Source organism: Desulfoplanes sp. PS50 (assembly GCF_053851535.1).
In genome coordinates, this window is the sequence record NZ_JBSPZA010000030.1 from 1 (window position 1) to 20478 (window position 20478).

Annotated in this window: 17 protein-coding genes and 1 pseudogene; 4 read left to right on the plus strand and 14 right to left on the minus strand. The window is 53.5% G+C overall.

The window, feature by feature from the left end:
- The 4 genes and pseudogenes from ACTVJH_RS12605 to ACTVJH_RS12620 form a co-directional block, all read left to right on the plus strand.
- Positions 1-591: pseudogene (locus ACTVJH_RS12605) on the plus strand (heterodisulfide reductase subunit A); the annotation flags it as partial.
- A 4-nt stretch (positions 592-595) separates the two neighbouring features.
- On the plus strand, positions 596-2899 hold the full coding sequence (locus ACTVJH_RS12610; RefSeq protein ID WP_455991308.1) for a hydrogenase iron-sulfur subunit: 2304 nt from the start codon (positions 596-598) through the stop codon (positions 2897-2899).
- Between the two features lie 13 nt (positions 2900-2912).
- Complete coding sequence (gene qmoC, locus ACTVJH_RS12615; protein ID WP_455991310.1) at positions 2913-4139, plus strand: quinone-interacting membrane-bound oxidoreductase complex subunit QmoC; 1227 nt, start codon at positions 2913-2915, stop codon at positions 4137-4139.
- Between the two features lie 17 nt (positions 4140-4156).
- Complete coding sequence (locus ACTVJH_RS12620; protein WP_455991312.1) at positions 4157-4801, plus strand: hypothetical protein; 645 nt, start codon at positions 4157-4159, stop codon at positions 4799-4801.
- A gap of 224 nt (positions 4802-5025) precedes the next feature.
- On the opposite strand, the gene ACTVJH_RS12625 is transcribed toward ACTVJH_RS12620, so the two are convergent.
- The 14 genes from ACTVJH_RS12625 to rseP form a co-directional block, all read right to left on the minus strand.
- Positions 5026-6930, minus strand: coding sequence for an ATP-binding cassette domain-containing protein (locus ACTVJH_RS12625; protein ID WP_455991314.1), 1905 nt, complete (start codon positions 6928-6930; stop codon positions 5026-5028).
- A 72-nt stretch (positions 6931-7002) separates the two neighbouring features.
- Positions 7003-8412: an aspartate ammonia-lyase gene (aspA, locus tag ACTVJH_RS12630; protein ID WP_455991316.1), complete on the minus strand. Its 1410-nt coding sequence runs from the start codon at positions 8410-8412 to the stop codon at positions 7003-7005.
- A gap of 146 nt (positions 8413-8558) precedes the next feature.
- The gene (rpe, locus tag ACTVJH_RS12635) at positions 8559-9233 is read right to left on the minus strand and encodes a ribulose-phosphate 3-epimerase (protein WP_455991318.1); all 675 of its coding nucleotides are present in this window, start codon (positions 9231-9233) and stop codon (positions 8559-8561) included.
- Entirely contained in the window at positions 9230-9691 is a 462-nt protein-coding gene (gene ahbA / locus ACTVJH_RS12640) for a siroheme decarboxylase subunit alpha (RefSeq protein ID WP_455991320.1), read from the minus strand. The genes rpe and ahbA overlap by 4 nt, the downstream gene beginning before the upstream one ends.
- A 10-nt stretch (positions 9692-9701) precedes the next feature.
- The gene (gene ahbD, locus ACTVJH_RS12645; RefSeq protein WP_455991322.1) at positions 9702-10796 is read right to left on the minus strand and encodes a heme b synthase; all 1095 of its coding nucleotides are present in this window, start codon (positions 10794-10796) and stop codon (positions 9702-9704) included.
- Between the two features lie 72 nt (positions 10797-10868).
- On the minus strand, positions 10869-11846 hold the full coding sequence (hemB, locus tag ACTVJH_RS12650) for a porphobilinogen synthase (protein ID WP_455991324.1): 978 nt from the start codon (positions 11844-11846) through the stop codon (positions 10869-10871).
- Between the two features lie 33 nt (positions 11847-11879).
- On the minus strand, positions 11880-13061 hold the full coding sequence (ahbC, locus tag ACTVJH_RS12655) for a 12,18-didecarboxysiroheme deacetylase (RefSeq protein ID WP_455991326.1): 1182 nt from the start codon (positions 13059-13061) through the stop codon (positions 11880-11882).
- A gap of 195 nt (positions 13062-13256) precedes the next feature.
- A complete protein-coding gene (locus ACTVJH_RS12660) occupies positions 13257-13592 on the minus strand; it encodes a hypothetical protein (RefSeq protein WP_455991328.1) in 336 nt (111 codons plus the stop codon).
- Between the two features lie 44 nt (positions 13593-13636).
- Complete coding sequence (locus ACTVJH_RS12665) at positions 13637-14554, minus strand: zinc-ribbon domain-containing protein (RefSeq protein WP_455991330.1); 918 nt, start codon at positions 14552-14554, stop codon at positions 13637-13639.
- A gap of 227 nt (positions 14555-14781) precedes the next feature.
- Positions 14782-15198, minus strand: coding sequence for a flagellar export chaperone FliS (fliS, locus tag ACTVJH_RS12670; RefSeq protein ID WP_455991332.1), 417 nt, complete (start codon positions 15196-15198; stop codon positions 14782-14784).
- 10 nt (positions 15199-15208) lie between these two features.
- Positions 15209-16957, minus strand: a complete 1749-nt coding sequence (gene fliD / locus ACTVJH_RS12675; protein WP_455991334.1) for a flagellar filament capping protein FliD — start codon at positions 16955-16957, stop codon at positions 15209-15211.
- 500 nt (positions 16958-17457) lie between these two features.
- Complete coding sequence (locus ACTVJH_RS12680; protein WP_455991336.1) at positions 17458-18342, minus strand: flagellin N-terminal helical domain-containing protein; 885 nt, start codon at positions 18340-18342, stop codon at positions 17458-17460.
- Positions 18343-18640: 298 nt separating this feature from the next.
- Positions 18641-19381, minus strand: a complete 741-nt coding sequence (tsaB, locus tag ACTVJH_RS12685) for a tRNA (adenosine(37)-N6)-threonylcarbamoyltransferase complex dimerization subunit type 1 TsaB (protein WP_455991338.1) — start codon at positions 19379-19381, stop codon at positions 18641-18643.
- 1 nt (position 19382) lies between these two features.
- On the minus strand, positions 19383-20450 hold the full coding sequence (gene rseP / locus ACTVJH_RS12690) for an RIP metalloprotease RseP (protein ID WP_455991340.1): 1068 nt from the start codon (positions 20448-20450) through the stop codon (positions 19383-19385).
- Between the last annotated feature and the right edge of the window lie 28 nt (positions 20451-20478).

Here is a 20478-nt window from a genome sequence, read left to right on the forward strand (position 1 = left end):
CTTGCCTCGCCCAGCGGACCGACCAATGGAAAGATTCTTCGTCCTTCCGACCAGACACGGCCCAACAGGATCGCGTTTGTCCAGTGCGCTGGTTCGCGGGATGAAAATCATCTTTCCTATTGTTCCTATATTTGTTGTATGGCCTCTCTCAAGCAGGCCGAATACGTTCTCGAGCAGTACCCCGATGCCGAAATCAGCATTTTTTACATCGACCTACGGACACCTGGACGTTACGAGAATTTTTCCAGAAAGGTCCTTGCACACGAAAGGGTCCACGCGGTCAAGGGTAAGGTTGCCGAGGTCAAGGAAGATGCTGGCAAGGTCTGGCTGACGGTTGAAGACGCTGTTGCCGGGAGCAAATCTACCGAAGGTTTTGACCTCGTAGTTCTTGCTACGGGCATGCAACCCAGCGTAGCAGGTCAGTCGCTCCCACTGGATCTTCCCCAGAATGATGAAGGATTTCTGGTCAGTGATGTAGAAAAAGGCATTTTTGTCGCAGGATGCGCCGGACGTCCCCTGGATGTCATGAAATCGGCACAGTCCGGTACAGCTGCGGCCATGAAAGCCATTCAGACGGTGAGAGGGAGGTAGTCAGATGGCCGAGAAAATCGGTGTATATTTTGATGGCGCAAGCATCGGGCAGTACCTTGATCTAGAGGCTCTGGCCGAAGGCGTTCGCGCTGCGTGGGGAAATCTTTGCCCTGTGGTGAAGGTTGTCCCGCACTTGGTTGGTAACGAAGGCAAGGCGCTGATTCAATCAGATATCGACGAAGGCCTTATTGATGCAGTCTGCGCATGCGGAACATCGCCTCGCGTAGATGGGGATTTTTTCAATTTTGGCCCATCGATTCTGGTCAACCGCGTCAATCTGCGTGAACAATGCGTGTTGTCCTATGAAGACCCTACCGGCAAGACACTTGTCCCTGGCGGTGATGTGCCTGAAGAGTTGATGGTCGTGGCCAGCGACTATGTGAACATGGGGGTGGTGAACCTTCAGAAGGCCGGCATTCCTGAAGCCCAAAACCTCGAGATTACCAAGAAGGTGCTTGTTCTCGGTGGCGGGTGGACCGGTCTGACCGCGGCCCTTGACATCGCTTCATCAGGTTACGATGTCGTTCTGGTTGAAAAACAGAGCGAACTCGGTGGGTATGCCAAGAAGATGTATAAAACCATTCCCATGAGTTTTCCCTACACCGCTTCCGAAGCAACCTCCGTCGATGCCAAGATTGCGGCTGTCGAGGAAAACGCCAAGATCACGGTCCTTACCGGAACAACTCTGACTAAATTGGCGGGAATGCCCGGTCAGTATACCGCGACCCTCAAGACGGGGAAAGACGAACAGGAAATTCCTGTTGGTTCGGTAGTCACCGCTACCGGATGGCTCCCCCAGGACACGAAATATCTTGAACCCTTTGGATACAAGGCCTCCAAGAATATCATCACCTCCATGGAATTCGAGGAGATGGCCAAGCAAGGGAAGATTGTCTGTCCGGCAAGTGGCAAGACCCCTGAGAGTGTTGTTTTTCTGCTCGGTTTTGGTGACAAGCTTGAACCCTTTGAGGCCGACGAAGAGGCTGCCAGGCAGGCTCGGCTCGCCGCTCTGGAGGCAGGAGAAGACGAAGAGGAAGTCAGCCCCGAGGGACGCAACTTCATCAAAAACGAAACCTGCAAGCATCTGCCCTATTCCTCGGAGATCACCTCGCTGACAGCCCTTAAACAGGCCAATTATGTCCGTGAATTCGCCCCGACCGCGGTCTCCTATGTGTTTTACGAGAACATGATGGTACCTGGGATCAACGAGCTTTATTACAAGGCCGCACAGAACGATCCCGGAATCATGCTTGCCAAGGGAACGGTTACCAGTGTCACTGATCCCGGAGATGGCTCTGTCATTGTCCTGATCAAGGATACCATTCTGGGCGAAAAGATCGAAATCCGGGCCGATATGGTCGTCCTGCCGACCGCCATGGTCCCCACAACGGCCATGGATTCGGTTATCAAGCTGCAGTACAGGCAGGGCCAGGCGTTTCCGGATCTGGATCTCTTTGATGGGTACTCTGATTCCAACTACATCTGTTTCCCCTATGAAACACGACGAACAGGGATCTATACAGCCGGTTGTGTGCGTCAGCCCATGACCCTGGCTACGGCCGAAGTCGATGCATCGGGTGCCGCTCTCAAGGCCATCCAATGTCTCGAATCATCCAACCGCGGCATGGCCGTTCATCCCCGTTCCGGTGACATGAGCTATCCCAAATTCAACATGCTCCGTTGTACCCAGTGTAAACGGTGTACTGAAGAATGTCCTTTTGGGGCGTTGGATGAGGATGCCAAGGGCAATCCCATGCCCAATGTTGCCAGGTGTCGTCGCTGCGGTACCTGCATGGGTGCATGTCCCGAGCGTGTCATCTCTTTCGATGATTACAACATCGACCAGATCGGTTCCATGATCAAGCAGATCAAGGTGCCTGACAAAATCGAAGAGGGCGGACCCCGCTTCATCGTTCTCGCCTGTGAAAACGATGCCTATCCGGCCATGGATATGGCTGCCATGCGCGGCAAGAAGTGGAGCCCGTATATCCGTGTCATTCCTGTTCGCTGTCTCGGTTCCGTGAACACCATCTGGATTGCCGATGCCATGTCCAAGGGGAATGACGGGTGTCTCCTGTTGGGCTGCAAATACGGTGAGAACTACCAGTGTCATTTCATGAAGGGCTCGGAATTGTGTAACCGGCGTATGGATAACGTTTCCGAGACACTTAAAAGCCTTGGTATCGAACCCGAACGTGTGGAGCAGGCCCAGGTTGCCATCGATGAATATGATAGAATTCCCGAAATGATCGATAATTTTGTGGAAAGGATGCTCAAGCTTGGACCCAACCCATTCAAGGGATACTAGGAGGAATGCTACTATGTCCAATGCGTTAAAGGTACAGCCCGATCTGCAGTTTGTTAAGGATCTGCAGGACGTGGGCGGAGAGGACGTCAAAAAATGCTACCAGTGCGCAACATGTAGCGTTGTCTGTCCTCTTTCTCCGGCCGACAATCCCTACCCCCGAAAAGAGATGATTTGGGCCCAGTGGGGAATGAAGGATCTGCTGGTCAACGATATCGATATCTGGCTCTGCCACCAGTGTGGAACCTGTTCCGAACAGTGTCCCCGTGGAGCCAAGCCGGGCGATATTCTGGCCGCTCTCAGGAATATGACCTACCGTACCCTGGTCAAGCCGGCTGCTATTGGCCGCTGGATGAGCAAGGGGATCTATTTGCCCCTTCTGCTTGCCTTCCCTGCCTTGATCTTCGGTATCATCTGGCTGATCCGCGCCGCCCAGCTCGGGACCTTCTTTCCCCTGGTCGACGGCAAGGTCGTTTATGGTGCGCTGTTTCCCGGCGATTTTACCATTGATCCGCTCTTTGGCCTGACCGCCTTAATGGTGATTATCACCTTTGCCGTGGGGATCACGAACCTGGTGCAGGGGTGGAACAAGACCGTCAAGAAGACCTTTGTGATCGGTTACAAGAAGCCGACCATCACTCAGGCGATCATTGATGTGGTCAAGAACGAGATTCTCAATCATGCCAAATGGAAGAAATGTGGTGATGAGCCAGCTGACGAGGACAAGTTCAAGGGGCATCTGACCCTGTTTTATGGATTTGTCTGCTGTGCCATTGTCACCAGTATTGTTGCCGCCGGACATTGGGGCGGGAAGCTGATCCACTTTATCGCTCCTATCGGTCATACGCCCATGCCCCTGTGGAGCCCGGTCAAAGTGCTGGCCAACGTGGGGGCGATTCTCCTGGTGATCGGTCTGACCCTGCTCACTCGTCGTCGGATGAATCTTGATCCCAAGACATCCAATTCGTCCTACTATGACTGGTATCTCCTCGGCGTTATCTGGGCTATTACCCTGACCGGTATCGGAGCCGAGGTCCTCAGGTTGGCAGGAGCTCCCGCGTTTCTGTGCTACTTCACCTATTATTTTCACCTCGTGGCTGTGTTCATGATGATCGCCTATCTGCCCTGGTCCAAGCTCGGGCATCTGGTGTACAGAACAGCAGCTCTGATTTATGCCCGTTATGTCGGTCGGTTGCCCATCGATGAAGAACTCGTCAAAAAAGATAACGTTTTTATCGTCTAATCATAAAGGAGGAGACCATGTCTGAAGCACGCAAAATTTTTCCCATAAATACATTCGTCGCTTGTCTTAAAGGTGAGGGCAAGGAAGCCAACAAGGAATCCCTGCACGATATGCTCAACTATATGACCGGAAAGGATGTTGATTCCGAATTCGAACCATTTGCCATTGCCTTGACCAAGGCATGGATCTACGAGCAGCACCCCGAACTGACCAACCTGAGCGCTTCCGGCCTGGCCGCTCTGGGCGAGAACGTTTCCGTGACCCCTCTGCCTGCATTGGCCGCTGCAGAGGCCTCGGGCATTTTCGAACAGCTTGCCGAGTACAGATCGACCATCGCTTCCAAGGATGCCACCATTGAAGAACTGCAGGGTGATCTCGAATCCAAGGATAGTAAAATCGCTGACTTGCAGAAACAGATCAAGGCCTATGAAGATGAGAAAAAGGGTCAGGCCGAAGAGCTGTTCATCACCTCTGAAAAGCGCATCGAAGAGTACACCAAAAAACTCGAAGAGCTTCTCAAGGAAGTGGACGAGGTCAAGAAAAACGGTGTGGTCGTTGCCGGCGTTGCCGCTGGTCCAGGTGCTGCAGCCCCTGCCGAACAGAAAGTTGATGAAGACTCGTTTGATTTCGGTGGTTCCAGCTTTGATGATGAAGACTGGTAGACCGATTTCGTCTTGCGTCTAACGCACACAAAAAAAGCCTGGGGGATTACCTCCAGGCTTTTTTTGTGCGAATGGCTTGTGGCGGAGATTGTGATTTTGTTTATTTTTTGCCGTGCCTAAGCAGATAGAAGCTCTTCCAGCTTGCTGTTTGAAATATGGACAAGCAGGGCAACCATGAGCAGCGATTGTGGATCAAAAAAGGTGACAGCCTGTAAAAAGAGATCTCAATCGTCTTCAATGGCAGAGAGTTCGAGCCATCGTTCATATAACACTTGGAGCTCTTCGTCGGTGGCTGCCAGCTTTTTACCCAGTTCGGCATACTGAGCTGGGTCAATTCCTTTTTGGGGATCAGGATTGGCGAGAAGGGTTTCAATGGCCGCCTTGTCTTCCTCAAGGGTATGTATCGCACTCGGGAGTTCAGCGAGTTCGTGCTTCTGTTTGAAACTCAACCTGGGCCGAGACGTTTGGGTGCGTACCGGTTTGGGCTGGGACTTTTTGACAGGTTGGTGCGAAGCGGGTTGCTCACGCCGGGATGCTGTCTGGGTCAGCCAGTCATCATAGCCGCCCACATACTCCTGAAGCCGTCCCTGTCCTTCAAAAACGATCAGGGACGTGGCGACATTGTTCAAGAAGGACCTGTCGTGACTGACAATGAGTACGGTGCCCGCATAGCTGACCAGAAGGGATTCCAGCAGTTCCAGGGTTTCCATGTCCAGGTCGTTGGTCGGTTCGTCAAGGACCAGGACATTGGAGGGTTTGGTGAACAATTTGGCCAGAAGAAGCCTGTTTCGTTCACCGCCGGAAAGCAGTGACGCCTGGGTATTGGCCCGTTCCGGGGTGAACAGGAAATCCTTGAGATATCCGATGACGTGTTTGGTCTGGCCATTGATGGTGACCACGTCGTTTCCCTCGGAAACATTGTCACGTACGGTCAGGTTGTCGTTAATGCCGAGGCGTAATTGGTCTGAATAGAGAATGTCCAGGCGTGTCCCGAGACGTACCTTTCCGGATGAGGGTTGCAATGTACCGAGAAGCAGTTTCAAAAGTGTTGTCTTGCCGGATCCGTTGGGTCCGAGAATGCCTATTTTGTCGCCACGGGTAATGATGGTCGAGAAATTATCGATAAGGGGCGAATCATCATGGCTGAAGCAGAGATCTTCCACCTGGGCAACGAGTTTGCCGGATTTTTCTGATTCCTGGGCAACCATATTGACCGTACCAAGGCGTTCTCGACGGTTGGCCCGTTGGGCCCGCAATTCCTTGAGGGCTCGAACCCTGCCTTCGTTTCGGGTTCGTCGTGCCTTGATCCCTTGACGTATCCATTGTTCCTCCTGGGCCAGTTTCTTGTCAAACCGTTCCCAGTCCTTTGTCTCGCTGTGAAGGAGTTCTTCTTTGCGTCGGAGAAAGGTGGGATAGTCGCAGGACCAGTCGTAGAGATTGCCTCGGTCGAGTTCGATGATCCGGTTGGCTACGTTGGAAAGCAGGTAGCGGTCATGGGTGATGAACAACAGGGCATGGGGATAGGAGGCCAGAAACTCTTCGAGCCAGGCGATGCTCTCGAGATCGAGGTGGTTGGTGGGTTCGTCAAGAAGCAGGAGATCGGGCTCGCTGACCAGGGCCAGGGCGAGAAGCACCTGACGCTTGAGACCGCCTGAAAGCGATTCGAAAGGAGCGTTTGGATCGAGTTTGAGTTTGGAGAGAATCAGTCTGATTTTTTGATCCAGGATCCAGCCATCACCGGCATCGATGCGTTCTTGAAGAAGGGTCAATCTGCGCAGAGAAGCATCTGATGGCTCGAGCCTGTTCATGGTGGAAGTCAGATGCATGTACTCGGCCAGAGCTTCGCCCGTCTCCTGGAGTCCCCTGGCAACAACCTCGAAGGTGCTTCCTGTGATATCCTGGGGAACGTCCTGGGGCAGATAGGCGATCGCAATCCCCTTTTGGCGAAAGATGTCACCTTGATCCGGCGGCAGCTCACCCTGAAGGATTTGCATCAATGTCGACTTGCCAACCCCGTTCCGGCCAAGCAGACCGATACGATCACTTGAATGGACAACGAGATCGATGGCGTTGAAAAGCGGGTGACTGCTATAGGAAAGTGAAACAGACTTAAGGCTGATAAGGGGCATAATTCGAATGTACCGGGACAGGGGTTGGATGTATCAGGCATGTTCTGCAGGGACAAACCGTGGTTTGTATCATCAGGCACAATCATGGGGGACATACCGGGGAGCGATCATGTTTGCAGGAGAGAGGATGTCGTCGAGTTGGGTCTTGGTCAGGTATCCTTTTTCCAGAACGATGTCGTAGACGGTTTTGTGGGTCAGCATTGCCTCATGCGCGATTTCCGTGGACTTTTCATACCCGATGTAGGGATTGAGGGCCGTGACGACACCGATGCTTTTTTCAACCATGGATCGACAGACATCCTGGTTCGCAGTGATGCCCCGAATACATTTATCGGCCAGGGTCATGCACCCGCGTCGAAGCATGTCCAGGGAGTTGAAAAGGTTGAAGGCAACAACCGGTTCCATGACATTGAGCTCGAGCTGCCCCGCTTCACAGGCCATGCTTATGGTGACATCACTTCCAATGACCTGAAAGGCGATCTGATTGACCACTTCCGGGATGATCGGATTGACCTTGCCGGGCATGATAGAGGATCCCGGAGCCATTCGGGGCAGATTGATTTCATTGAAACCACATCGCGGACCGGAAGAGAGCAGCCTCAAATCGTTACATATCTTGGAGAGCTTGACGGCAACGCGCTTGAGAACGCCGGAAAGCTGGACATAGGCACCGGTGTCCTGGGTGGCCTCGACCAGGTTGGGGGCAACGATCAGGGGCAGTCCGGTCATCACGGTCAATCGTTCGACAGCTTTCCGTGCGTAGGCGGGGTGGGCGTTCAAACCGGTACCAATGGCCGTCCCTCCGAGATTGACCTCTCTGACCAGGGATTGGGCCTCGTCGAGCCGGTGGATATCCTCACCAATCATGGTGGCATAAGAGGCGAATTCCTGTCCCAGCGTCATGGGAACCGCATCCTGAAGCTGGGTTCGACCCATCTTGATGATTTCGGAAAATACCTCTGCCTTGGCATTGAAGGCGGTTTTGAGGTATTTCATGGACTTCATCAGATCCCTGATCTTGAAGATGAGGGCTATGCGGATGGCCGTAGGATAGACGTCGTTGGTCGACTGGGACATGTTCACATGGGTATTGGGATGGATGCATGCATATTCACCCTTGCATCTGCCCACGATCTCAAGTCCTCGGTTGGCAATGACCTCGTTGGCGTTCATGTTTGTGGAGGTACCCGCCCCCCCCTGGATGGCATCGACCACGAAGTGTTGCAGATGCTTTCCGGCAAGAATTTCATCGCACGCACTGACAATCCCTTGCATGGGCTCTGTTTCCAGAAGTCCGAGCTCGTGATTGGTCTGGGCTGCTGCTTTTTTGATAAAGGCCAGGGCACGGATGAGCATGGGGTAGTGAGAAATGGGAATGCGGGAGATGCGAAAATTCTGAAGGGCTCGGTGAGTTTGGGCGCCGTATAGGACGTCGTCAGGGACATCGATATCTCCGATGCAGTCGTGCTCATGGCGTGTCATGGGTATATTCCTGGGGGTAAGGGGAGAGAAAAAGGAGGTTTGCCCGGATGAATCGCAGGTCGACAGATTGGTGAGGAAACGTCAAGACCGGGCAGATGCAATCATCGTATTGCCTACAGGAGAGCACCAAGAGTGATCGTATGCGATCAACCCTTGCCGGTCATGGCCTGGATGTAGTCTGCATGCCGCTTTGCATACGGAGGATGGTTGAAAAAGGCTGAACCGGAAACCAGAATGTCCGCACCCAGAGCGATCAGGTCCCCGGCGTTGTCGAGATTCACTCCGCCATCGACCTGGATGAGGGTCTCTGCGCCGGACTGCTTGATCATGGCGGACAATTCCCTGATTTTGGTCCGTGAAAACGGGATGAACGATTGTCCTCCAAACCCCGGATTCACCGACATGACAAGGACCATGTCAAGCTGAGGAAGAAGGTAGGATACTGCATCAAGGGGAGTGGCCGGGTTGAGAGCGACTCCGCATTGGCATCCCAACCTGCGTATTTCGCTCACGGTCCGTTCCAGGTGAACCGTGGCCTCTGCGTGAACACAGATAAGATCTGCTCCGGCATCGACAAATGCATCGATATATCGCTCGGGACGTTCGATCATCAAATGAACGTCGAAAAACAGTTTGGACGTGCTCCTCAGTGCCTTGATGACCGGCGGGCCAAAGGTGATATTGGGGACGAAAAGACCGTCCATGACATCCCAATGGACCCATTTGAGACCGGCCTCTTCAAGAAGCGCGAGCTCGCCTTGAAGATTGCCGAAATCCGAGGACAGCAGTGACGGAGAGAGAATGGGCGTGGTGTGGGTCATGATTTGTTCTCATCGGTCATGGCAAAATCGACCTTGATTTTAAACAGTTTTTCCGCAGGCAGGTTCAAAATCGGAATGCCTGTTTGCTCGGTAATCGCGGCAAGGGTCCGGGCGACCTCGTCCCTGGAGGGACCAATCATGGTAAACCAGAGATTCAGGTCATGATCGCGCAGATAGTGATGGGTCACCCCAGGATGGGCATTCACTTTTTCAACGAAGGTGTCCATGGCTGTTTCAGGAACCTTGGCCGCACACAGGGTGGAGTGCCAGCCCAGTCGTTTGGACTGGAAATTGGCACCGATCCTCCGGATGACCCCCTGCTCTTCAAGTGCCTGCACTCGGGCGAGTACCTCGTTTTCATCAAGTCCAACCTGGGTGCCGATGTCGGCGTACGGATGGCTGGATATCGGGAAATTCGACTGAATGATGCCGAGAATGGCTTTGTCTGTGGTGTCCAAGGGCATTCTCCTATTGATCTGCTGTGCGAAGAGCTTGAGGAACATAGGTGCACAAAGGTTCTTCATCAAGATAATTGCCCTTCATGGTATGGGCCCTGGCCCGACAGCCACCGCAAACCTTGTGATACTCGCAGACGCCGCATTTTCCTTCATATTGGGATTGATCCCTAAGGGCCACAAACTGGGGGGACTGTGCCCAGATCTCGGGGAACCGGGCCGTTTTGATCTGACCGCAATCAAGTTCAAGAAATCCACACGGCTGGACCTGACCGGTGTGGGAGATAAAACAAAACCCGGTTCCGCCCAGACAGCCCCGGGTCATGGCGTCCAGTCCGAAGTTATCCATATTGACCTTGATCCCTTCTTCCCTGGCCCGTTGACGCATGATCCGGTAATAATGGGGGGCACAGGTGGCCTTGAGATGCATGGCTGTGGTCTTGCGGAAATCATAGAACCAATTGAGGACTTCCTCGTATTCTTCCGCGTTGATTATCTCATTTCTGATTTCGTCGCCCCTGCCCGTGGGCACAAGGAGAAAGATATGCCAGGCAGCGGCCCCGATGTCTTCGGCCAGATGAAAGACCTCCTTGAAGAAGGGCATATTGTGTTTGGTAACCGTGGTGTTGATCTGAAATTCCACACCAGCCTTCTTGAGCTCTTCGATCCCTGCAAGAGAGGCATCAAAGGCCCCTGGAACCCCGCGGAAATCGTCGTGGGATGCGGCATCCGGGCCATCAATGGAAATGCTGCACCGTTGAATCCCGGATTCCTTGATCTTGGCAGCCATGGTCGCATCGATACGTGTCCCATTGGTGCCCATGACACAGCGGAGTCCCTTGGACCTGGCATAGGGGATGAGCTCAAAGATGTCCTTGCGCATCAAAGGCTCTCCCCCGGTGAAAATGATGACCGGGTTGCCGGTTTCCGGAAAGGTGTCGATCAGGGCCTTGGCCTCGTCGGTAGTAAGCTCGCCGGGATAGGGCTCTTCATGGGCCTCGGCCCGACAATGCTGGCAGGCAAGATTGCAGGATCGGGTGATCTCCCAGGCAATGAGGCGCAGGGGAGGGGTTTCGGCGTCATGGGGGGCGTGGTGTGATGGATGCATGAATTTTCTGGGTAAAAAAGGTGAATAGACCGATGTTTGACGCAAGGATCACGGTGACGGTCGATAATCGAGCTATTTAAGCCAATTGAGAACGTCCTCGGTGAAGTAGGTCAGGATCAGGTCGGCTCCGGCACGTTTGATGGACGTAAGGGTTTCCATGACGATCTTTTGTTCGTCGATCCACCCCATCTGGGCCCCGGCCTTGATCATGCTGTACTCGCCACTGACCTGATAGGCGGCCGTGGGGACATCGAAACCATCCCGTATCCGGCGGAGAACATCCAGATAGGGCAGGGCCGGTTTGACCATGATGATGTCTGCCCCTTCCTCGATGTCCGCCTGGGCCTCGCACATGGCCTGACGAAGATTGGCCGGGTCCATCTGGTAGGACTTGCGGTCGCCAAATGCCGGAGCGGATTCCGCAGCCTCCCGGAAGGGTCCGTAAAAGGCAGAGGCGGATTTCACGGCATAGGACATGATGGGGAGTTCCTGGTAGGCAGCATCGTCAAGAGCCTGTCGGATGGCCTGAATCCGTCCGTCCATCATGTCTGACGGCGCAACCATGTCCGCACCGGCTCGGGCATGCGACAGGGCGGTTAGGGTCAGATAGTCCAGGGTGATGTCGTTTTGGACATACTGGTCCTTGAGGATCCCGCAATGGCCGTGGGAGGTGAACTCACACATGCACACGTCGGTGATGACCACAAGATCGGGAAACCTAGTTTTGAGCCTTCGTACCGCTTCCTGGACAATGCCTGTGTCCGCATAGGCCTGGCTGCCCATGGGATCCTTTTCTGCAGGGATACCGAAAAGAATCAGGGCACGCAGTCCGCAGTCCACGGCCTGAGCCACGCGTTCTTCCAATCGGTGCAGGCTGTACTGGTATTGTCCCGGCATGGATGCGATAGGCTGGGAAAAGGCGGTATCCTCGGTTTCAACAACAAAATACGGTTGGATGAGGTCCTGGGGTCTGATTTCGGTCTCCCGGATCAGGTCCCGAAGGGCCTGTGTCCGGCGGAGACGTCGACCCCTATAGAATGGAGGGTTCATGAGAGATATCCTTTGGGTAGGTGACCGAAAAATTTACAGTCCTATTTCTTCATCCGTGAGGTAGCAGGCCGGATCGGGTGCCCAGACATCGCCGTAAAAGGCCTCGGCACGGGCCCGAAAATTGCCCCCGCAGATGGGCAGGTACCTGCACTTGCTGCATCGCCCGGTGACATGGTTTTTTTTGTCTTTGAGTTTGTGCAGCAATTCAATGTTCGGATCGGTCCAGACCTCGGAAAAGGGACGTTCCAGAACGTTGCCAAAGGTGTGGTTGCGCCAGAACTGATCGGCATGGACACGGCCGTCCCAGGAGATACATCCGATCCCCCGTCCGGAGTTGTTGCCTTCGTTGAACTGCAACAGTTCCAGAACCTCTGCGGCTCGCTTGGGATTCTCCTTGAGCAGGCGCAGATAAACCAGGGGACCGTCAGCATGGTTGTCAACGGTCAGGACTTCCTTGGGATGGCCGGCCTCGAAAAGATCCCTGGTCAGGTCCATGATCTGATGCACGGTGGCCCGGGTCTGTTCGTGATTCTGATCCTCTTCGATCATGGCTGAACCGCGGCCCGAATAGACCAGATGATAGAGGCAGAGGCGGGGAACCTCCATCTCCTTGAGAACCTGGAAAACCTTGGGCACTTCCTGGGCGTTCTTGCCGAAGATGGTGAACCGCAGGCCGACCTTGAGTCCTTCGGCCTGGCAGTTCTCGACACCCTGCAAGGCCTTCTTGTAGGCTCCGGGGACGCCCCGAAATCTGTCATGCACATCCTCGCCGCCGTCCAAAGAAATGCCCACATAGGAAAGTCCGACATCTTTGAGTTCCTTGGCCATCCTCTTGGTGATCAGGGTGCCGTTGGTGGAGATGACAGCCCGCATGCCCTTGGAAACCGCGTAGTTGGCAAGCTCGGGAAGATCTTTACGGATGGTCGGTTCTCCCCCTGAAAACAGGATGACCGGAGAGCCGAATTGCGCCAGATCGTCAATGATCACCTTGGCCTGAGTCGTATCAATAGGGTCTGCGCCGTTTGGATCGATGGCCTGGGCGTAACAATGCTCGCATTTGAGATTGCATCGCTGGGTCATGTTCCAGACCACAACGGGCTTCTTGTCTTTGGAGAATTGGAGCAGATTTGAGGGAAGTTGTTTGGAATCCCGTCCGTAGCGCAATGCGTCGGAGGGTTCGATGTTTTCGCAATAAAGTTTTGATATACCGATCATGAATGCCTCGTGGTTAAAACGCTGGGGATGATGTTATCGAGGCCAAGATGTCTGTTACCCGACGTGTGGCCCGCTTTGTAATGTGGTTTGAGAAAAAAAGAATGCATAGTCTTCTAATAGGGCGTGCGTCAAATTGAAACCCTTTGAGGAAAAAATAAAAAAATAAATTTTTTCAGTGGTTAACGTTTTTTTGTTTCACTGAATTCTTTCTGTGGGTGGCGATGCAGCACCCATAGCCTCCAGAAGTTGTTGTCGCGAAAAGATCAAATTTTTTTTGAGCTCCATCCGTTTTTCACAAGAGAGTTTTTTAAACGATCGTTTCTCCACAAGAACCTGGAGGTGTTTGATCTCCTGTTCCAATCTGGAGAGCTTGACCCCGAGGTCGTGATCTCCGGGGCGAATTTTTTCTACCAGTTGGGCGAGCTCAAGGATTTCCGTTGTGAGCACGGTAAAGGATTCAGGGGCGATTTCCCGTCTTTTGGCCCGAAGGGCCGATAGTTGAGCCCATTTGTTTCGGAGATAGTTGAGCATGGATTCCTCGCTCAAACCGTATGTCGACAGTCGCGACGGAAATACTAGCCTGTTGTGCCTGTGGACATTGATCCGACAATAAGCACGGCCAGGATCAGAAGTGCCATGACCATGACCGGAAGGAGCATGGCCAGGACAACTTTGGTCGTAGTTGTCTTGTGGATGTATTTGTATCCGAAAAAGGTGGTGACCATGGTCCAAAGCGCTCCGACAAGGGGGCCGACAAGGGGAAACACGGCCAGAACCATGGGGGCGCTCCCATAGGTGACCGCCTTGAATGTGCCGACAAAACCCTGGCTGGCGGCTCGAAAGATATGCAGACAGAGGTGATTGAGACCGACGACAAAGAAAAGCATCATTGTCAGCAGGATGGGATAAAAAATCAGGATAAGCGCCGAACCCATCCCTATCATGCCCAGTCCCAGGGCCGCCTCTCCGGCACTTTCTCCCATCATGGGGATCACCCCTGTCATCTGCCAGAAAAATTGGGCCAGGGCCTGAACCTCGGCGATGAGCAGGTAAAAGACAAGGGTCTTCCCGATCCCCGGTGTAAAAGCCGTATCCCGAAAAAAACGGATCGGATGGAGCATGACCTGCTTGAGGGTTTCTATGAATCCCGGGAAGAAACCAACCTCATCCAGGTGTTCCCAGGGGGCCCCTTGGGGGCCCTGTTCGTTTGGCGCCGATTGTTCGCGCTGATTGTGTTCTTCAGTGGATCCAGGCAGGGGGGCGGCCTCTTTGGAAGAATTCATGGCCGAAAGGGAATCCCATATGTCTTCCTGGCGGGAATCCGCGGAATGGTCCGACGGAGTTGTCGTATCCACCGGGTCATTTAGCTCGGGAATGTTTCTGAACTGGAAACGGTGTCCACATTTGGGGCAGGTGGCTATCTTGGTCTTTGGGGGGATTTTTTCTTCAGGCACTTCGCGGGAAAAAGAGCATGCCGGACAAACAATCTTCATGGGTTACCTCGTACAGTCGTGGTTCGCTTGTTGATCGAATGGATCATCAGGAGTCAAGCGAGAGGAACTGTTTTATACATTTCATCTGTGCCTTGATAAATAATGGTCGATGTCGACTTCCTGACCATAATCATAGAAAGGGAGATTGAAAAGAGGTAATTCAGCGGGCCCCTGTCCGACACGGCATGCAGTGCATGCCGTGTCGGACAGGGATGGGGTGATGCGGATCAGTACGCCATGGCCTGACTGGACGGGGCAGATTGCTGACCGGGCTTGAAACCCGGAAGGATTTCGGCGAATGCCGTGCGGAATTCAGAAAGAATGTGAATGACCTCATCAATGAGCTCTATATCGAGCTTGATATTGGCCTTGAGTAATCGTGCATTGCAATACGCATACATGGTGTGGAGATTCTTGGCCAGTTCGCCTCCCTGTTTGGCGTTCAGGGAACTATCCAATTCCGCTATGATATCGAGGGACTTGGAGATAAGGATTCCCTTTTGGGCCATGTCCTGTTCTTTGATTTTGATTTTGGCCCGGTTCAGAAACTTGATGGCTGCATCATAGAGCATGATGACCAATTCTTCCTGCGAGGTCGTGGTAACCTGGGTCTTGAGATAGGCCTGTGCTGCATTGTGGTGCATAAGTTACTCCTTAATCAGACGAGCTCAGTTGCTTGAGCTGCGTGGTGAGCATTTCCTGAATATTGCTGTAGTAGCCAAGGGTCGACTCGAGACGTGCGAATCGGTCGCGCAGGTCCCGTTCGTATTCCTGGAGACGTTCCTGCTCCTTGGTCATTTTGTCTTCAAGGCTTTCAATGGTTTCCTGATAACTGTCCTCAAGGATGGACAGGGAACCTGACGAAGAATTGGTGATCTGGTCGAGCAGAGTGGAAAGCTCGGATGTCTTGCCTTCCTTGATCCGCAGCGTGCCTTCATGGGTTCCGTCTGTCAGGTCGTTGACGGTGATGGCCAGACCTTTGGACGGCCCCTTCAATGAGGTCAGGGTGTTTTCGGATTTACCCGAGGAACCCCCTGCGTAATCATAGGTGGTTCCGTCAATGGTTGCCGAGGTAATCTCCCCACCGGTGACCGTATAGGAAATGTCATAGATTCCGGACTGGGTTGTCCCGGAAATGGAAGACAGGTAGCTGAAGGCCGAGGTATTCACTTCAGGAATCTGATTCGCACTGAAGATTTCCATGACCGCCTCGGGGTCTTCTTCCAACGCCTTGTCCAGGGATGCCTCGTCCAGTACAAGAAGACCAAATGTCGCCGAACCCTCGGTGGTGTCGGTGGTCAGCCCTATGGACAGGGCATCACTGCCGAAAATCTGATTTCCCACCAGGGTACTGATGGGATCATCGTTGGGATCAAAACCGATTCCTCTCGACGTCAACACGCTCTTGATGTTGCTTGCCATGGACTCGATGGTATAGCTGCCTGTGAACAGAGAGCTGGAATTGTCGCTTGTGTCGATTTTTGTCAGAGACTGGATTTTGGCCAGGACCTCATTGACCTGATCGACAAATCCCGTGATTTTTTCCTTGATGGCCGTAGTGTCCGTGTCGGTGGATACGGTAATCGTTTCTCCGGAACCGGTTGTCTGCTTCAGGTTCAGGGTCAGTCCGGTGATCACGTCATCGATGGCATTGGAGCTGCGTTCGATATATGTACCATCGAGCGGCCATCCATCCACCTTGATCCGGGCATTCTGAGCCACCTGAGTCTCGTCGAATCCGCCGGTCAGGGATGTCAATGTCGTGGTCGTGGATACCGCCACACCGTAGTCCGCTCCCTGATCCATGCCCCGAAGTTGGAGATGATAGCCATCGGTCGTGCCGTCATTGATGATGGCTGCCTTGATGCCCGGATTGTCGGGATCGTCGTTGATCATCTTGACCAGGGCATTGAGGGATGTGCCCGACGAAATCGTTTGGGAGATCGTTTTCCCGTTGTATGTGTACTCGAAGGTTTCGTCAGATCCGGTCTCGTTGACACTGGCACTTTCCGAAGCAAATCCCTGCGCACTCATGAGGATGTTGTTCTGGGCAAGCTGGTTGATCTCAATGGCATGGGAACCCGATTCCGCATCCACCCCGGCCGTTGCCGTGAGCGATGCTGGATCCGACGATGTCGAGCTTTTGACCATGAATTCTGTCGGAGTGTCCATGCCCGCCAGGGTCGTGTTCAGGGAAAGGGCTGTGGTATTGAGCTCCTGGACAGCCGAGATCTTGGTCTCCCAGGCCTTGTAATTATCGGCCATATTGCTCAGGGATTTGGTTTCCACCTCCATGAGCTGGGTGATCATGGAGTCGAAATCCGTGCCTGAGCCAAGTCCGGTAAAATGGATCGATCCCGATGAGTAGGATGAACTGATCAGATTGGTATAATCATCGGCCATGACGTAGTCCTTGGTTCAATGGGTGCCAAAAAAATGTCGGAGCGAAGAAGGGGTTTGCGAGCTCGCTTGTTGTGAAATGTATCATTGGGATGCACAAAAGTGCCATGTGCGCAGGTTGCAACCACCACGAAGGTGCCCGGAACGAACCTCATCCTGAGTTTTCGTCTGCAACCATGTTTACCCCGGATTGGTGAGTAAGGCAATGACAGGGGCTGATCGTTGATCAATAAAGCAGGCAATTATTCAAGTGAGTTTTAAATAGACTCAGAAGCAAAAAGTTTAGATAGATTATATAGTTCGAGCCGTTAGAATGCACATCTGCAATTGCTACGATTCAGCCCTTACTGTTTGGATTTGCCTGGGCAGAGCAGACTACTCAAGGAACTCCATTTCGTCCTGAAAATGTACTGACTTAAAAGCAAGATCCAGGCCGTTTCAAATAAAAAAGGAGGCCCGGCCGTTTAGGCCCGGCCTCCTTAGGCTCATTGTTGCGTAGTGGATTAACCCTGGATGAGCTGCAGAGCCATTCTGGGCAGGGAGTTGGCCTGAGAGAGCATGGCCACTGCCGACTGGGTCTTGATCTGCTGCCTGGTGAACTCGGTCATTTCAGAGGCAACGTCCACATCCGAGACGCGGGATTCGGCTGCCTGGACATTTTCGGCCTGGATGGTCAGGTTGGCAACCGTGGCGCTGAGCCGGTTCTGCAGAGAACCGAGGTTCGCCCGGATGTTATCCTTGGAGGTAATGGCTGCGTTCAGGGCTTCCAAAGCCTTGGCAGCCGCGTCCTGGGTGGAGATGGTCCGTCCGGCAGCGCCCGTAGCGGCTCCACTGCCAAGTCCCAGGGCAGACGCCGTGGCCGTCCCGATCTTGATGCTGTAATAATCTTCGGCGGAATCGTTACCTGTTCCAAAATGGACCCGCAACGCACCCGTGCCCGCCGAAATATCGGTGTCAGCGGAAAGGTTGCCGTTAAGCAGATAGATCCCGTTGAAGTCGGTAGCGTTGGCGATTCGGGTGATCTCCGAGGCCATGGCCTGGTATTCCGAGTTGATGATGGCACGCTGGGAAGAGGTATAGGTACCGGTGGCGGCCTGCTCGGCGAGTTCCTTCATGCGGATGAGCTTTTCATCGATAACCCCGAGGGCGCCGTCAGCCGTCTGGATCATGGAGATGGCATCGTTGGCGTTTCGAACTCCCTGGTTCAGGGTGGAGATGTCCGAGCGCATGAGTTCTCGAATGGCCAGACCTGCGGCATCGTCGGCAGCGGAGTTGATACGCAGACCGGACGAAAGACGGTTGGTGGATGTTCCCAGGGCGTTGTACGCATTTCCCAGGTTCCGCATCGTGGTGTTAGCCATGCTGTTGTGATTGATGTAAAGGGCCATAGTTTCCTCCTTGAAGGGTTAGCGGCATCCTTGCCTTGATATTTTTTGTTGTACTTACTTAATCGTCTGTCAGGGGATAAACTTTAGGGGAAAACGAAAAAAAGATGGATTTGCCTGTATGACAAAAATTACCTCAAGGGAGGCGAGACGTGGGGAAGAATCAGGACGTCTTGGCAGAGGGGTGTCGGATTTGTATGACATGCATCAGAAATGATGAATGAAAACATTTCAGATAGATGGGCAGGAAGAGCGGGGGTGTTACAAGATGATCGGAATACAAAAGGAGCAGCAGAGACATCTATTCTGGAGAAGGAATGCGCTCCAGGGCTTCTTCAAGTGAGATGCCCCGTTTTTTGGCAATGGCCGCCAAATTGTCTTCAGCGTCTGAGGCCCTGATGTAAAGCGGGTGCACGGGGGCGTGGGCAAAGCCGGCTTTCAGCGCTGCCTGAAGAAGTGCTTCGGGACACAACATGCCGCGTTTGGTCACCTTGACGGTGGAGGAGGAAAGCCTGGAGCTAAAAAAACTGTGGTTTTTGGTGATTCCGCTTCCGCCAACCAGTACCTCTCCTGGTCTTGCGCACAGTATTTCAGCTGCGCAGTCGTGATGACAAACCCTGGGAGGGCCCAGAGGGTTTGTGTCGGGCATGGAGAAACCCTGCATGTACACCTGGTTCTTGCGGGCATAGGTCATGATCCAGGCTTCATCGTGCCACTGGGCCATGAGGTCCTGGGCCAGAAGCGGCAGATAGTCGAGACCGGCCAAGGGGATACCCGATGCCTGGGACAGACCTTCCATGGTCGCCAGGACCACACGTATCCCGGTAAAGCTCCCCGGACCCCGCGTACAGGCGATCCCCCGGCAATCGTTCAGTGTCATGTTCAATCGGGTGAGTCCTTCGTCGATCAGCACAAGGAGAAATCTCATGGTTCTGCCCGGGCCTTTGATTCCCGAGTGGAACAACACACCTGTTTCGTCACCGATGACAACCTGAAGAAGTTCTTCGGTACCGTTTATGGCCAGAATGGGTTGGGTTTGCATGTCAATTAAAAGAGCGCCAGATGTCGTTGAAAATGGCAAGGCCCATCAAGGCCAGAAGAAAGGCGAGCCCCAGGCGGGTAGTGATATTTTGCAGTTTTTCATCCAGGGGGCGCTTGCGGATCCATTCGATGGCGCAAAAAAGAATGTGCCCTCCATCCAGAACCGGAATGGGCAAAAGATTGAGTAAGCCCAGATTGATGCTGATCAAGGCGGTAATGGCCAAAAGGTTGACCACTCCTTCATGGGCCTGCTGGCCGACCATCTGGGCGATCATGATCGGACCGCCGATGTTGTCCAGGGGAACGACCCGTTCGATCAGTTTGACGATTCCCTGAAAGGTCAGTTTGGACAAGGCCCAGGTCTGGGTCGCTCCGGCGAGAGCAGCCTCGAAAAGGGAAAGATCGATGGTCGTTGTCTCACCCTCGGCAATGATCCCGACCATGGGAACCTGTTTGGTTTCTCCAAAGATATTTTTTCGTTCCTGAAGATGCGGGGTGACCCGGAGTGAAAGCAGCTCATTGTCGCGATCAATTGAAAGCAGAAGGGTTGCCCCCTCACTCGTACGAATGGCCTCGGAAAGATCCTGCCAATAGGTCGTGGGGATACCGTTCACGGCAGTGACCACGTCTCCGGCCCTGATTCCGGCAGTCTGGGCAGGACTCTCATCCTGGACTTCGCCGATACGGGGAAGCAACTCGGTCTGTCCCTGGGCCAGGAAAATGCCCCAGTAGATGAACCAGGCCAAGAGAAAATTAAAGACAGGACCGGCTGCGACCACGAGCATGCGCTGCCAGGGGGGACGCTGGGCAAAACTTTGTTCAGGAGCGAAGCCTTCCGGCACCTCGTCATCCCGGTTTTCTCCGACTAATTGGACATATCCACCCAGAGGGATGGCAGAAAGTCGATACTCGGTCTGCCCCCAGGTTCTTTTCCATAGCCTGGGACCAAATCCCAGGGAAAAGGCCTTGACCCCGATATCCATGGACCGGGCTGTCAAAAAGTGGCCGAGTTCGTGGAAGAAGATCAGGGCCCCAAGGACAAGAATAATGGCTAAGGTACTCAGGATCATATGAATGGTTCCGGTGTTGGATGAATGA